Below are 14,376 nucleotides of genomic sequence, written 5' to 3'. Positions count from 1 at the left end.
TTGGACGGCATGTCCACGCGCGCGAGAGGGTGGGCAGCATGACCAGTGAGCCGCTCGAGCAGTCCCGCCACCTCGCCACCACCCTCCCCGGCCCCCGCTCCGCCGAGCTGATGGCCCGCAAGCAGAGCGCCGTGAGCGTCGGCGTCGCCACCACCATGCCGGTCTTCGCCACGCGCGCGGCGGGCGGCATCGTCGAGGACGTCGACGGCAACCGGTTCATCGACCTCGGCTCCGGCATCGCCGTGACCACTGTCGGCAACAGCTCGCCGAAGGTCGTCGAGGCGGTCTCCGAGCAGGTCGCCGCGTTCACGCACACCTGCTTCATGGTCACGCCGTACGCCGGCTACGTGGAGGTCGCCGAGCAGTTGGCCCGCCTCACCCCGGGCGACCACGAGAAGCGCTCCGCCCTGTTCAACTCCGGCTCCGAGGCCGTCGAGAACGCGGTCAAGATCGCCCGCTCGTTCACCGGCAAGGACGCGGTCGTCGTCTTCGACCACGCCTACCACGGCCGCACGAACCTGACGATGGCGATGACCGCCAAGAACATGCCCTACAAGCACGGCTTCGGGCCGTTCGCGGGCGAGGTCTACCGCGCGCCGATGTCCTACCCCTACCGCGACGCCGACACCATCGACGGCAAGCTCGCCGCCAAGCGCGCGCTCGGCCAGATCGAGGCCCAGGTCGGCGCCGAGAACCTCGCCTGCATCGTGATCGAGCCGGTGCAGGGCGAGGGCGGCTTCATCGTCCCGGCCCCCGGCTTCCTCGCCGCGATCGCCGACTGGTGCAGCACCAACAACGTCGTCTTCGTCGCCGACGAGGTCCAGTCCGGCTTCGGCCGCACCGGCACCTGGTTCGCGGTCGAGCACGACCACGTCGTACCGGACCTGATCGTGAGCGCCAAGGGCATCGCGGGCGGCCTGCCGCTGTCGGCGGTCACCGGCCGCGCCGAGATCATGGACGCGGTCCACCCGGGCGGCCTGGGCGGCACGTACGGCGGCAACCCGCTGGCGTGCGCCGCGGCGCTCGCCGTCATCGAGACCATCGAGGCCGACGACCTGCTCACCCGCGCTCAGCAGATCGAGGCGCTGCTCCTGGGCCGGCTCGGCGAGCTGCAGGCCTCCGACAAGCGCATCGGCGACGTCCGCGGCCGCGGCGCGATGATCGCCGCCGAGTTCGTGGACCCGGCGACCGGCGAGCCCGACGGCGCGCTGGCCAAGGCCGTGGCGTCGTACTGCCACAGCCAGGGCGTCATCGCGCTGACCTGCGGCACGTGGGGCAACGTCATCCGCTTCCTGCCGCCGCTGAGCATCTCCGACGAGCTGCTCGCCGAGGGTCTCGACATCGTCGCTGCGGGTCTGGCGGCTGCGAAGTGACGCTCCTCGAAGCCCCCGCTGCCGCGCGGACCGTCCTGGACGACGCGCACGAGCAGCTCGCCCAGGCCGTGGAGGTCCTCGGGCTGAACCCGTCGGTGCACGCCATGCTCGCCCAGCCGCGCCGCGAGGTGTCGGTCTCGATCCCGCTGCGGCGCGACGACGGCACCGTCGAGGTGCTGCGCGGCTACCGCGTCCAGCACAACTACTCCCGCGGCCCCGGCAAGGGCGGCGTCCGCTTCGACGCGCGCGTCGACCTCGACGAGGTCCGCGCCCTGGCGATGTGGATGACCTGGAAGTGCGCCCTGCTGGACGTCCCCTACGGCGGCGCCAAGGGCGGCGTCCGGGTCGACCCGCGCAACTACTCGCGCGCCGAGCTCGAGCGCATCACCCGGCGCTACACCTCCGAGATCGCGCCGGTCATCGGGCCCGAGCACGACATCCCGGCGCCCGACATCGGCACCGACGAGCAGACCATGGCCTGGATGATGGACACCTACTCCGTCGGCAAGGGCCACACCGTCCTCGGTGTCGTGACCGGCAAGCCGCTGGCCGTCGGTGGCTCGCGCGGCCGCGCCGCCTCCACGTCGCGCGGCGTGGTCGCGATCGCCGTCGAGGCGCTGCGCCACCTCGGCATCGACCCCGCCGGGGCCTCCGCCGCGGTCCAGGGCTTCGGCAAGGTCGGCCGCGGCGCGGCCCGGATCCTGACCGAGCAGGGGGTGCGGGTGCACGCGGTCTCCGACGTGTACGGCGCCCTGGCCAACCCCGACGGCATCGACATCCCCGCCCTCGAGGCGTGGGTGGACGAGAGCGGCTCGATCATCGGGTTCCCCGGAGCGGACGCCATCGACGGCGCCGACGTGCTCACCGCGGACGTGGACCTGCTGGTCCCCGCCGCGATCGAGGGCGTCGTGCACGCCGGCAACGCCGACGCCGTACGAGCGCGGCTGGTCGTGGAGGGCGCCAACGGTCCCCTGACCGCCGATGCCGACCGGATCCTGGCCGACCGCGGGGTGCTCGTGGTCCCCGACATCCTGGCCAACGCCGGCGGCGTGGTCGTGTCCTACTTCGAGTGGGTCCAGGCCAACCAGTCGTACTGGTGGAGCGAGGACGAGGTCAACGACAAGCTCGTCGACCGGATGACCCGCTCCTGGCACGAGGTCCTCGACTACGCGCGCTCCCACCAGCTCACCCTGCGACTCGCGGCCACCTGCCTGGCCGTCGAGCGTGTCCAGCAAGCCCACGAACTGCGAGGCCTCTACCCGTGACCGACATCCAGACCTTCCCCGTCGAGAACCCCGCCACCGGCGAGGTCATCGACCACGTCGCCGACGGCACCGCAGCAGACGCCACGGCGGCGGTCGACGCAGCCGCGGCCGCCCTGCCGGCGTGGTCCGCCACGCCGCCGCGCACCCGCAGCGAGCTGCTGTCGCGCGTGCGTGAGCTGATGCTGCGCGACGCCGACGAGCTCGCCGAGCTGATCGCGGCCGAGAACGGCAAGTCGCTGACCGACGCGCGGGGCGAGGTCGTCTACGCGGCCGAGTTCTTCCGTTGGTACGCCGAGGAGGCGGTCCGCCCGCACGGCGACTTCGGCTCCTCGCCGGCCGGCGGCACCCGCACCATGGTGACCCACCGCCCGGTCGGGGTGGCCGCGCTCGTGACCCCGTGGAACTTCCCCGCCGCCATGGCGACCCGGAAGATCGCGCCGGCGCTGGCCGCCGGCTGCACGGTCGTGCTCAAGCCGGCGGCCGAGACGCCGCTGACCGCCCTTGCCGTGGGCCGGCTGATCGCCGAGGCGGGGATCCCGTCCGGTGTGGTGAACATCGTCAACGGCCGCGACGCCGCGACGATCGTCACCACATGGCTGGAGGACGCCCGGGTCCGCAAGATCTCCTTCACCGGCTCGACCGGTGTCGGCCGGGTGCTGCTGCGCCAGGCCGCCGACCGGGTGGTCAACACCTCGATGGAGCTCGGCGGCAACGCGCCCTTCGTCGTGCTGCCGTCGGCCGACGTCGCCGCTGCCGTGGACGGCGCGATGATCGCGAAGTTCCGCAACGGCGGGCAGGCCTGCACCGCGGCCAACCGGCTCTACGTGCACGCCGACGTGGCCGAGGAGTTCACCCGCCTGCTCGGCGAGCGGGTCGAGGCGCTCAAGGTCGGCCCCGCGTCCGAGGGCAGCGACATCGGCCCGCTGATCTCGTCCAAGGCCGTCGCCGGGGTCACCCGGCTGGTCGACGACGCGATCTCGCGGGGCGCGGTCATCGCCGCGCAGGCCAAGAGCGGCCCCGAGACCGGCTACTTCTACCCGCCGACCGTGCTGGTCGACGTACCCGCCGACGCGGAGCTGGTCGGCAACGAGATCTTCGGCCCGATCGCGCCGATCCAGGTGTTCTCCTCCGAGGAGGAGCTGCTGGCCAAGGTCAACGACACCGAGTTCGGGCTGGCGGCGTACGTCTACGGCGAGCTGGGCTCCGCGCTCCGGCTGGCGGAGCGGATCGAGGCCGGCATGATCGGCATCAACCGCGGCCTGGTCTCCGACCCCGCGGCGCCGTTCGGCGGCGTGAAGCAGAGCGGCATCGGCCGTGAGGGCGCCCGCGCCGGCATCGAGGAGTACCTCGAGACGCAGTACTTCAGCGTCGACTGGAGCTGACCGGGGTCAGCCGGGGAGCACCTGCTCGCCCGCCACCACAGTCCCGACGATCTCGACCCGGCCGAGCTCCTCGGGAGAGAGGGTCAGCGGGTCGTCGGCGAAGATGGTGAGGTCGGCGTCGTAGCCGGGCGCGAGTCGGCCGCGGTGGTCGGCCTCGCCGGAGGCGAGCGCGGCGTGGGTCGTGAAGCCCTCCAGGACCTCGAGCGCGGACAGCGCCTGGTGCGGCTGGATCGGCTCGGTGCCGGGGCGGTCGAAGCGGCGGCGCAGCTGCGCGTCGGCCATGATCCAGCGGGCGTCGTACGGCGCGATCGGCCAGTCCGAGCCCAGCGCGACCACGCCGCCGGCGGCCCGGATGTCGTTCCACCGGAAGCCGTTGTCGACGCGGACGTCGCCGAGCCGCTGCGACCACGAGTCGGAGCGGTCCGCCTCGTTGAAGCAGGTGCAGTGCAGCGGCTGCATGCTGGCCGCGGCCACGCCGCTGCCGAACAGCTTCACGATCTCGTCGGGGATCGTCTCGATGTGCTCGATCCGGTGCTGGGCGAGCGGGCCGAACTCCTCGCGCAGCTCGGCGAACAGCTCGATCACCTGGCGCACCCCGCGGTCGCCGATCGCGTGCACCGCGCAGTTGACCCCGGCGCGGTGCAGGGTCGTCACGGCCGCCCGGAACGCGTCGATGTCGCGCCACAGGGCGTCCAGGCCCTGGCCGTGCGTGTCGGCGTACTCCAGCCAGGCGGTGCCGTGGTCGATGGTGCCGTCGACGACGAGCTTGACGCCCTCGACCCGCCAGCGGCGACCGTGCAGCCCCTGCAGCGGGAGTACGTCGGACGGGCCGGCGTCCTCCGGCATGAGCATCGGGTTGAAGCCCATCCGCAGCGGCAGCTCGCCGTCCTGCTCCAGCAGCTGCACCAGCTCCAGCGCGGGGTCGTGGAAGTCCATCGCGTGCAGGCCGGTGTAGCCGGAGCGGGCCATCCCGCCGAGCAGCTCGCGCAGCCGCGTCGCCTTCTCGGCGATGGTGAGCGGCGGCACCACGGCCTCGACCAGCGCGCAGGCGTCGGCCTCGATCAGGTAGCCGGTCGGCACCCCCGCGTCGTCGACGTCGACCCGGGAGCTCGACGCGAACTCGACCGGGCCGGTGACCCCCGCGATGGCGAGTGCCTCGGGCGAGGCGATCGACGCGTGTCCGTCGTACAGCTGGACGTAGCCGGGGATGCTGGCGAAGGCGGGCCCCAGCGCCGCGGCCGACGCGGTGCCGGACCCGAAGACGCGCGGGTTGAGGCCCCAGCCCTTCAGCCACTCCCCCGGCGCGAGCCGGTTGCGCTGCTCGGCGAGGAGCGCGCGGACCGCGTCGAGGGTCAGCGCGTCGTTGAGATCGACGCCGTCGGTCAGGTCGATGCCGGCGACGGGGTGGCTGTGGCCGTCCACGAGGCCGGGGGTGATCACGGCGTCGCCGAGGTCGACGACCCGGTCACCTCGCAGGTCGACGGCAGCGCCGACGGCCAGCACGCGGCCATCCTCGACGAGGACGGCGTCGGCGGGCCGGCCGGTGCCGTCGAGGGTGTGCACGGTGCGTGCGCGGTAGAGGGTGCTCATCAGCGCACCCGCACGCTGAGGCAGGTGACACAGCCCTCGAGCTTCTCGAACTCGGAGATGTCGACCGTCACGACGTCCAGGCCGCGCTCGCGCAGCAGCGCCTCGGTGCGCGGTGCTCGCGAGCTCATCAGCACCCTGTCCTGGCCGAGGACCACGACGTGGGCGCCCGGCTCCTCGGGCACCTCGAGGTAGCGCTCGAAGATGCTCGGGTCGTCGACGACCGGGCCGTAGCCGATGATCGTGCCGTCGGGCAGCGCGGTGATGGCGCTCTTGAGGTGCAGCGCCTTGGTCACGGGCACAGCAACGACCTGCCAGCCGCGCGGCTCGAGGATCGCCCGCAGCTGCTCCACGGCGGCCGCGTCGGTGGTGCCGGTGAGGCCGACGTACGCCGTCCTGCCGACCTTGAGCACGTCGCCACCGTCGAGGTGGCCCTCGGTGATCGTGGCGGTCTCGATGCCGAGGTCGAGCACGACCTTCTCGGTGGCCACGGTCTCGGGGTTGCGCGCGGGCTGCTTCGGGTTGGTGACGACGGCGAGGTCGCCGAACATCACGACGGCGTCCTCGATGAAGACCGAGTCGGGCAAGGTGTCGTCGACCTCGACGTGCACGGTCGGGAAGCCGTTCGCCTCCAGTGCGGCGACGTACGCCGCCCACTGCTCGCGCGCGAGGTCGAGGTCGAGCGGGGTGGACTCGATGAAGGTCACGATGCCGTCCTGCAGCGACGCCGCCGGCGGGCGGACGAGTGCGAACGGACGCGTGGGGGTGGCCATGGGGACTTCTCCAGTCGGTATCGGTTTACAGGTGGGTGGGCAGCGCGGGCTGCTGCTGGGTGATGCAGTGGATGCCACCGCCGCGCGCGAAGAGGGCACGGGCGTCGACGGTGCGGATCGTGCGGCCGGGGTAGGCCGCGGCCAGGATGTCGGCGGCCTCGCCGTCGACCGGGTCGTCGAAGGAGCAGGCCACGACGGCACCGTTCACGACGAAGTGGTTGACGTAGCTGTAGTCGACCCACCCGTGCTCGTCACGGAGGGTGGCGGGGGCGGGCAGCCGGATCACCTCCAGCGGCCGGCCGGCGGCGTCGGTCTCGCCCGACAGCAGCTCGACGACCTCGGCGGTGACGGCGTGGTCGGGGTGGGACGGGTCCCGCTGGTCGTGCACGAGCACCCGGCCGCCGCCGATGAAGGCGGCCACGATGTCGACGTGCCCGCGGGTGCCGAACTCCTCGGAGTCGCGGGTGAGGCCGCGGCGCAGCCAGATCACCTTGCGCGCACCGAGGGTGCGGACCAGCTCGGCCTCGACCTGCTCCTTGGTCCAGCCCGGGTTGCGGAACGGGTCGAGCTGGACGGTCTCGGTGACCAGGAAGGTCCCCTCGCCGTCGGTCTGGATGCCGCCGCCCTCGTTGACCATCTCAGAGGCGATCCGGGTGGCGCCGCTCCGCGAGGTCGCGACCTCGCTGGCGGTGGCGTCGTGCTCCCAGTGCGCCCAGGACTGCTGGCCCCAGCCGTTGAAGACCCAGTTGACGGCGCCGAGCCCGTCGGGGCCGACCACGAAGGTCGGGCCGATGTCGCGGTACCAGGCGTCGTCCAGCGGCGCCTCGACGAGCGTGATCTCCGGGCTCAGCCGGCGCTCGGCCTCGGCGCGGCCCTCGGGCGTCACGAGCACCGAGAGCGGCTCGTACTCGACGACCGTGTTCGCCACGCCCGCCCAGGCGGTCCAGGCGTCGTCGGCGTCGGCGTCGGTCTCCCCCAGCGTGTACGACGCGGACGGCCAGGCCATCCACGCGCACGCGTGCGGCTCCCACTCGGCGGGCATGCGCCACGTCATCTCGGGGGTACTCACTTGTCTCCTTCGTTGTGGTCCAGCCACGGGATGATGGGGTCCAGGAACATCCGGACGACCTCCATGGCCCGGTCGTGGTCGACCGGCCGGTAGCCCACGACCACCCGGATGGTGAGGCCGTCGAGCAGCGCGGACACGCCCTCGACCAGCAGGTCGACGTCCAGCGACTCCGGCAGCTCGCCGCGCCCGATGCCGTAGGTCAGGACGTCGTGCAGCAGCTGCTGCCAGGCCGCCTCGAGCTCGGTGATCAGCTCGAGCACGTCCTTCTGGTGGACGGCGCCGGCCCAGCCCTCGAGCCAGAGCAGCAGCCCGCTGTCGTCGAGCCCGGTCGGCGCGCCGACCTCGAGCAACCAGTCCCACCGGTCGCGGGCCGACTCGAGCTCCTCGAAGCGGCTCATCACCCGGGCGCGGAGGTCCTCCTCGACCGTCGTGAGCGCGGCCATGAACAGGTCGTTCTTGCTCTCGAAGTAGTAGAGGATGTGCGCGCCGGTCATGCCCAGGCTGCGGCCGACGTCGTTGAGCCGGACGTTGCTGACGCCCTCGGCGCTCAGCGGTCCGACGGCGGCCCGGGCGATCTCGGCGCGGCGTGCCTGCCGCTTGGTGGTCATGGCCCCACCCTCCCAGGTGCCCCAGGCGGTACGACGAGCGTCGGCGCTGCCGCGATCAGCTCGGCCGTGTACGCGTTCTGGGGGGCGTTGAAGACGCGGTCGACGCTGCCCTGCTCGACGACCCGCCCGTGCCGCATGACGACGGCGTCGTCGCAGACGTAGCGGACCAGGTCGAGGTCGTGGGTGATGCAGACCAGGGTGACGCCGGTGGTGGCACGCAGCTCGGCGAGCAGGTCGAGCACGGAGGCCTGGACCACGACGTCGAGGGCGCTGGTCGCCTCGTCGGCGATGAGCAGGTCCGGCTCGAGGGCGAGCGCCCGGGCGATGCCGACGCGCTGCTTCTGGCCGCCGGAGAGCCGCTTCGGCCGGGCGTCACGGATGGAGGCGGGCAGGTGCACCAGGTCCAGCAGCTCGGTGACGCGTGCGTCGACCCGGTCGGCCGGCACCACGCGATGGACGCTGAGCAGCTCCTCCAGGGTGGAGCCGACGGTGCGGGCGGGGTTGAGGGTCGTGCCCGGGTCCTGGAAGACCATCTGGATGGCACGCCGGGTCGCCAGGTCGCGTTTGACGCCCAGCGGCGCACCGCGGAACCGGATCTCGCCCGCGGCGAGCCGGTTCAGGCCCATCACCGCGCGCATCAGCGTCGACTTGCCTGAGCCGGACTCCCCGACGATGCCCGTGGCGGTGCCTGTCGGGATGGTCACCGAGACGTCGTCGACGGCGACGACCGGCGAGCCGCCCAGCCCGAGGCGCCGGGCGAGCGGTCCCCCGCCGCCGAAGTGCACCGAGGCGTGGTCGATCTCCAGCAGGGCGGTCATCGGGCAGCTCCTTCGGCGAGGCGTCGGGCGAGGTTCGCGGCGAGCAGCTCGCGGGTGTAGTCCTCGGCCGGCGCCGCGACGACGTCGGCGAGCACGCCGTCCTCCACGACGGCGCCGTTGCGCATCACCAGCAGCCGCTCGCAGACCGTCGAGACGACAGCGAGGTCGTGGCTGACGAACACCATGGCCATCGACCGCTCGGTCACGAGGGTGCGGAGCAGCTCCAGGATCTGGGCCTGCACCCGTACGTCGAGCGCCGTGGTCGGCTCGTCGCAGAGCAGCACCTCCGGATCGGTGGCGAGCGCGGCCGCGATCATGACGCGCTGGCGCATGCCGCCGGAGAGCTCGTGCGGCCAGGCGCCGAAGCGCCTCTCGGCGTCGACGATGCCGACCTGCTCGAACAGGTCGATCGCCGCCGCCCGCGCTGCAGCGCGGCTGGTGCCGCCGTGGTGCCGGCGCCACACGTCGGCGACGAACGTCCCGACCCGCATCGTCGGGTTGAGGGCCGTGGCCGGCTCCTGGAACACCATGGCCGTCCGGGCGGTGCAGGTGACGTCGCCGGTGACCGTGATCGACTCGGCCTGGATGCCCAGGATGGAGCGCAGGGTCAGGCTCTTGCCGCTGCCCGACTCCCCCACGATGCCGAGCGTCTCGCCGCGCCCGAGCTCGAAGGACAGGTCGTGCACCAGCGGCACGCCGTCCTCGGTCTCGAGGTGCAGGTTCCTCACCGAGAGCACCATCACTTCCCCTTCCTGTCCTGCAGGCCGTCGCCGAGCAGCGCGAAGCCGAGGGCGAGGGCGGTGATGACGAGACCGGGGGCGACGGTGAGGACCGGGTGCTGGCCCATGTAGGGGTCGGCGCCGGCGATCATGTTGCCCCACTCGGCCGTGGGCTCCTGGATGCCGAAGCCCAGGAACGAGAAGGCCGCGAGCGCGGTGACCGCGAACACCAGGTCCGAGGTCAGGTAGATCAGCGTCTGGCGCAGGGTGTTCGGCAGGACATGGCGCAGGATGATGCGCGGCGCGCGGAAGCCCGCGGTCACGGCGGCCGTGACGTACTCCGCCTCCCGGATCCGCAGCACCTCGATCCGCACCAGCCGGGCGTAGACCACCCAGCCGACCAGGGTGAAGCTGATCAGCAGCGAGCGGACCCCGGGCCCGAGGCTGAAGACCAGGACGATCATCAGCACGTACATCGGGAACGCCTGCAGCAGGTCGCTGATCCGCATGACGAGTGCGTCGAACCAGCCGCCGACGTACCCGCAGATCACGCCGAGCGCCGTCCCCAGCAGGCACGGCAGGATCGTGACCAGTGCGGCCACGGGCAGGTCGATGCGAGCGGCGTACAGCAGCCGGCTGAGCTCGTCGCGCCCGACCGCGTCGGTGCCGAGCAGGTACGTCGACGACGGACCGTGCAGCAGGTCCACGATGTGCTGCTGGAGCGGGTCGTACGGCGCCAGCATGGGCGCGAGCAGCGCGGCGAGGACGTAGGCCCCCACGATCGTCGCGCCGACGGCCAGCTTGATCCGGGCGGCCCGGCCCGACCTCGTACGACGCCGGGGCGTGTCGGCAGCGGCTGCCGCCACCGGCGATGCCACCGGGGCGCTCATGCCGCGATCCTGACGCGCGGGTCGACGCTCGCGGTGATGACGTCGGCGAGCAGGTAGAGCGCGACGACCAGCGCCGCGAAGATCACGACGTACCCCTGCACCAACGGGAAGTCCTGGGTGCGGGCGGCGACCACGAGGCCCATGCCCATGCCGGGCAGCGTGAACGCGACCTCGACCACGACCGTCCCGAACAGCGCGTAGCCGGCCTGGGCGGCCGTGACGGCGACCAGTGGCGAGACGGCGTTGCGGAGCTGGAAGCGGCGCAGCAGCGATCCGCCGGAGTAGCCGAGCGTGCGGGCGGCGAGCACGAACTCCGCCTCCCGCAGCTCGATCATCGTGGCCCGCAGGCTGCGGATCATCGGCGCCATGATGCTCAGCGCCACGACCACCGACGGCAGCACGAACGCGCTGACGTGGGAGGAGAAGGTGTCGCCGAAGCCCGCGACCGGGAACCAGCCGGTCGGCAGCGCGATCAGCCGGATGGCCATGATCGCGACCCAGAAGGTCGGCAGGCCGATGCCGAAGACCGCGATCAGCCGGACCAGGTGGTCGACGGCACCGTCGGGCTTGCGGGCCGCGGCCACGGCGAGCGGGACGGTCAGCAGCAGGGCGAGCAGCACGCCGAAGCTGGCCAGGGCCAGGGTCAGCGGCAGCTGCTCGGCGATCTGGCCGGCCACCGACTGACCGGTCTTGAAGGAGGAGCCGAGGTTGCCGGACAGCACGTGGCCGACGTAGTCGAGGTAGCGGTGCCACACCGGCTGGTCGAGGCCGAGCTGGTGCGAGACCGCGTCCACCTGGGACTGCGGCGCCCGCGGGCCGGCCACCATCCGCGCCGGGTCACCCGGAGCGAGGCTGAGCAGCAGCATGGTCAGGAGCAGGACGCCCAGGGTCAGCGGGACGAGGCTGACGAACCGCCGGGCGACGAAGCCGAATCTTCCGGTCATCGCAGGGATCACCCCTTCCAGATCGTGTCGAAGTAGTAGACGCCCCACGGCGCGACGTGCTCGCCGTGGACCTTGGCTCCGACGCCTTCGAGCGCCGGGGTGTTCGCGAGGGCGATGTAGGGCACCTGCGAGGTCCACAGGTCCTGCAGCCTGGTGATCTGCGCCCGCTTCGCCGCGGGGGTGGTCGCGGCGCCGTACGCACCGAGGATCGAGAACGCCTGGTCCGTCGGGTAGCCGGTGAACATGGTGTTCGTCGCGGCGATGTACCAGGCCGGGTCCGAGGCGTCGGGTGAGATCGCGTTGTTGGAGAAGATCGCCATCTGGTACTGCCCGCTGCTCATCGCGCCGAACTCGGTGGCCGAGTCGGACTGCTTGAGGTCGACGGTGATCCCGATCTGCTTGAGGTCGTCCTGGATCACCAGCGCCATGACGCTCGAGCTGGCGTCGTTGGGGTAGATCAGCGAGAGGTGGTCGGGTCGGGTGCCGGCCTTCGCGAGATCGGCCTGGGCCGCGGCCACGTCGTGGGTGAAGTACGGCGTGCTCGGCGGCGCCCAGTTCTGCAGGTTGGTCGGCAGGGCGCCCTGCGGGGGCTGCCCGTAGCCGCGCAGTGCGCTGTTGGAGATCGCGTCGTAGTCGATGGCCGCGGCGATGGCCCGGCGTACCTCCACGTCGGCGAGCGAGCCGTCCTTCGTGTTCATCAGCAGCACCGGCGTGAGGTGCTCCGGACCGGCGTACACCTCGTTCTTGGGGAGCGTCGCCGCGGTGACGGGGAGGATCTCGTCGGCCATGTCGGCCTGTCCGGAGAGGACCTGCAGCGTCACCGAGTTCGGGTCGCTGGCGAACTGGCTGTCGATCTCGTCGACGTACGGAAGCCCCGGACGGTAGTAGTGCGGGTTGCGCTGGAGGACGACCTCGCCGTTGCCGCTCCACTTATCGACCGTGAAGGGGCCGGCGCCGATCGGGTGCTGCCAGAAGTCGGCCGCGCTCATCCCGGCGAAGTCCTTCGGCACCACGCCGGCGTTCGCCCAGGAGAGGAAGGCGATCAGCGTCGTGTCCGGACCGCTCAGGTGCAGCACCAGTGTCTTCGCATCGACGATCTGGATGGTCTTGATGTCGGCGAAGGTGGCGCCGTAGTTGGGCCCGGCCTGCCAGGTGCGGATCGAGAACTCCACGTCCTGGGCCGTGACCGGCGCGCCGTTGCTGAACATCGCGTTCGGCTGCAGGTGCAGGGTCAGCTGGTCGCCGGTCTTGTTGTAGGACCACGACCGCGCCAGCCCGGGGGCGAGCGACTTGCCGTCCTCCCCCACCCGGATCAGCGGCTCGAGCACCGCCTGGGAGATCTGGTACGTCGAGTTCAGCGTGCCCTTGTCGAGGTCGAAGCCCTCGAACGGGTTGGCCCGCAACGTGTGCAGCACGCCGCCGTGGACGGGCTTGCCGCCGGAGCTGCCGGCGGTGGCGGTGCACGCGGCGAGGCCGCTGCACAGGGTGGCGGCGAGGGCCGCGGTGGCGACCAGCCTGACGCGGGCGGTCAGTCGTCGGCGACCTGGCATCCGAGGTCCTCCAGAAGTTTGAATGGCGTTCAAAGTCTGGTTCAGACTAAACAGATGTCGGCGCGGATGTGAAGGGGGTCACGCCGAAAATCTCAGCCGCCCCCGCGAATCAAGCGCCCTGGCCCCGCGAATCAAGCGTTGTGGCCCTCCGAGATCGCGATCTCGGAGGGCCACAAGGCTTGATTCGGCGATGGGAGGCGGTCAGGCGCCCGTCCGGAGCGGTCGCGAGAGCAGGGCCAGCAGCAGCAGGGCGCGGTTCTCGGCCACGTCCAGGCCGAGGCCGGTCAGCTCCTCGACCCGTGCGATCCGCGAGCGCAGGGTGTGCCGGTGGATGTCCAGCTCCTTCGAGGCGGCCTCCCAGGAGCCGTTGTGCCGCAGGAAGGCGTCCAGTGTTGCGACCAGGTCGGCGTCACGCGCGCCGGCGCCGGCCTCGAGCGCGTCCAGCGCCGGCGCGGCCAGCGCCCAGACCCGCTCGCGGATCACCTCGTCGGCGAGTACCGGTCCCAGCCGGAGGTCCGCGAAGGCGCCGACCGGCGTACCGTCCCGGCGCGCGGCCTGAGCGGCGAGCTCGGCCGGCCCCAGCCCGGTGGAGACGGCGTCCTGGTCGAGTCCACCGCTGAGCCCGAGAGCGACCTCGCCCATCCCGGCCGCGGACAGGGCGGCGGCGATGGCCGCCACGGTCTCCTCGGCGTCCCGCTCCAGCAGCAGGATCGCCACGCCGGCATCGACCCGCGTCACCACATGCGGCCGCTTGCTGACCTCCAGGTGCGCGGCGATCTCCTCCTCCACGCGCCCGACCCGGCGCCGGCACGCGGCGACGGCGACGACGACGCGGTCGTTGGCCTCGAACCCAAAGTGGTGCAGGTGCCGCTCCAGCCCGGTGGCGCGGCCACCGGTGTCGAGGAGGAGGGCGAGCAGGGTGCCGCCGAGCGCGCGGTACGCCGCCACCAGCTCGGTGGGCCAGTCCAGCTGCAGGGTGATCAGCGCCGCGGCCTGGTTGAGCTGGAGCCGCTCGGTGTGGGTGGGCGGCGCCGGGTGCACCACCGCCAGCCATCCGCAGACCCCCGAGCGGCCCTGGATCATCTGCAGCTCGAGCGTGCCCTCGTCGGTGTCCACCGCGACCGCACCCGCCCTGCGCGACCCGGATTGGCGCTGGTACTCCCCCGCCACGGCGTCCAGCACCTCGCGCCGGCGGGTCGACGAGGCCATGACCACGCCGTACTCGTCAAGCACCACGGCGTCCCGGCGCAGCTCGCGCGAGAGCACACTGACCGCACCCCGCAGTCCGTTGCGCACCGCGGACCGCGTTAGCGAGCGCTGGTAGTCCAGCATCCGCTGCAGATCCTGGACCGACGACGTCTCCCCTGCCATGCCGAACTCCTCGTCAACTGCCGGTTT

General features: G+C 72.1%; 13 protein-coding genes. 3 read left to right on the top strand and 10 right to left on the bottom strand.

Going from position 1 to position 14,376, the window contains the following annotated elements; genetic code table 11:
- Positions 1-38 precede the first annotated feature (38 nt).
- The 3 genes from gabT to ACYU8V_RS04680 are packed head-to-tail and all read left to right on the top strand — an operon-like array spanning position 39 to position 4,020.
- Positions 39-1,373, top strand: a complete 1,335-nt coding sequence (gabT, locus tag ACYU8V_RS04690; protein ID WP_460845538.1) for a 4-aminobutyrate--2-oxoglutarate transaminase — start codon at positions 39-41, stop codon at positions 1,371-1,373.
- Positions 1,370-2,638: a Glu/Leu/Phe/Val family dehydrogenase gene (locus ACYU8V_RS04685; RefSeq protein WP_460845537.1), complete on the top strand. Its 1,269-nt coding sequence runs from the start codon at positions 1,370-1,372 to the stop codon at positions 2,636-2,638. The genes gabT and ACYU8V_RS04685 overlap by 4 nt, the downstream gene beginning before the upstream one ends.
- Positions 2,635-4,020, top strand: a complete 1,386-nt coding sequence (locus ACYU8V_RS04680; protein WP_460845535.1) for an NAD-dependent succinate-semialdehyde dehydrogenase — start codon at positions 2,635-2,637, stop codon at positions 4,018-4,020. Before ACYU8V_RS04685 ends, ACYU8V_RS04680 begins: the two co-directional genes overlap by 4 nt.
- Before the next feature lie 6 nt (positions 4,021-4,026).
- Here ACYU8V_RS04680 and ACYU8V_RS04675 read toward each other — a convergent pair whose 3' ends face one another.
- The 10 genes from ACYU8V_RS04675 to ACYU8V_RS04630 all read right to left on the bottom strand — a co-directional run bounded on the left by ACYU8V_RS04675 (position 4,027) and on the right by ACYU8V_RS04630 (position 14,349).
- A complete protein-coding gene (locus ACYU8V_RS04675; protein WP_460845533.1) occupies positions 4,027-5,610 on the bottom strand; it encodes an amidohydrolase in 1,584 nt (527 codons plus the stop codon).
- Positions 5,610-6,380 carry a dimethylargininase gene (ddaH, locus tag ACYU8V_RS04670; RefSeq protein WP_460845532.1) on the bottom strand — a complete coding sequence of 257 codons (771 nt, stop codon included), beginning with the start codon at positions 6,378-6,380 and terminating at the stop codon, positions 5,610-5,612. The genes ACYU8V_RS04675 and ddaH overlap by 1 nt, the downstream gene beginning before the upstream one ends.
- Positions 6,381-6,405: 25 nt before the next feature.
- A complete protein-coding gene (locus ACYU8V_RS04665) occupies positions 6,406-7,449 on the bottom strand; it encodes an agmatine deiminase family protein (RefSeq protein ID WP_460845530.1) in 1,044 nt (347 codons plus the stop codon).
- The gene (locus ACYU8V_RS04660; RefSeq protein ID WP_460845529.1) at positions 7,446-8,057 is read right to left on the bottom strand and encodes a TetR/AcrR family transcriptional regulator; all 612 of its coding nucleotides are present in this window, start codon (positions 8,055-8,057) and stop codon (positions 7,446-7,448) included. The genes ACYU8V_RS04665 and ACYU8V_RS04660 overlap by 4 nt, the downstream gene beginning before the upstream one ends.
- Positions 8,054-8,875, bottom strand: coding sequence for an ABC transporter ATP-binding protein (locus ACYU8V_RS04655; protein ID WP_460845528.1), 822 nt, complete (start codon positions 8,873-8,875; stop codon positions 8,054-8,056). The genes ACYU8V_RS04660 and ACYU8V_RS04655 overlap by 4 nt, the downstream gene beginning before the upstream one ends.
- Positions 8,872-9,603, bottom strand: coding sequence for an ABC transporter ATP-binding protein (locus ACYU8V_RS04650; protein ID WP_460845527.1), 732 nt, complete (start codon positions 9,601-9,603; stop codon positions 8,872-8,874). Before ACYU8V_RS04650 ends, ACYU8V_RS04655 begins: the two co-directional genes overlap by 4 nt.
- 11 nt (positions 9,604-9,614) lie before the next feature.
- Entirely contained in the window at positions 9,615-10,484 is an 870-nt protein-coding gene (locus tag ACYU8V_RS04645; protein ID WP_460845525.1) for an ABC transporter permease, read from the bottom strand.
- On the bottom strand, positions 10,481-11,428 hold the full coding sequence (locus ACYU8V_RS04640; RefSeq protein WP_460845524.1) for an ABC transporter permease: 948 nt from the start codon (positions 11,426-11,428) through the stop codon (positions 10,481-10,483). The genes ACYU8V_RS04645 and ACYU8V_RS04640 overlap by 4 nt, the downstream gene beginning before the upstream one ends.
- Positions 11,429-11,436: 8 nt before the next feature.
- Positions 11,437-12,978 carry an ABC transporter substrate-binding protein gene (locus tag ACYU8V_RS04635; RefSeq protein ID WP_460845522.1) on the bottom strand — a complete coding sequence of 514 codons (1,542 nt, stop codon included), beginning with the start codon at positions 12,976-12,978 and terminating at the stop codon, positions 11,437-11,439.
- 201 nt (positions 12,979-13,179) lie between these two features.
- Positions 13,180-14,349 (bottom strand): PucR family transcriptional regulator, encoded by a 1,170-nt coding sequence (locus ACYU8V_RS04630; RefSeq protein WP_460845521.1) that lies wholly within the window; start codon positions 14,347-14,349, stop codon positions 13,180-13,182.
- Positions 14,350-14,376: the final 27 nt, after the last annotated feature.

It is taken from the genome of Nocardioides ultimimeridianus, assembly GCF_054777895.1.
Note: the sequence above shows the minus strand (reverse complement) of the source record. Positions and strands in the feature narration are given on the sequence as shown.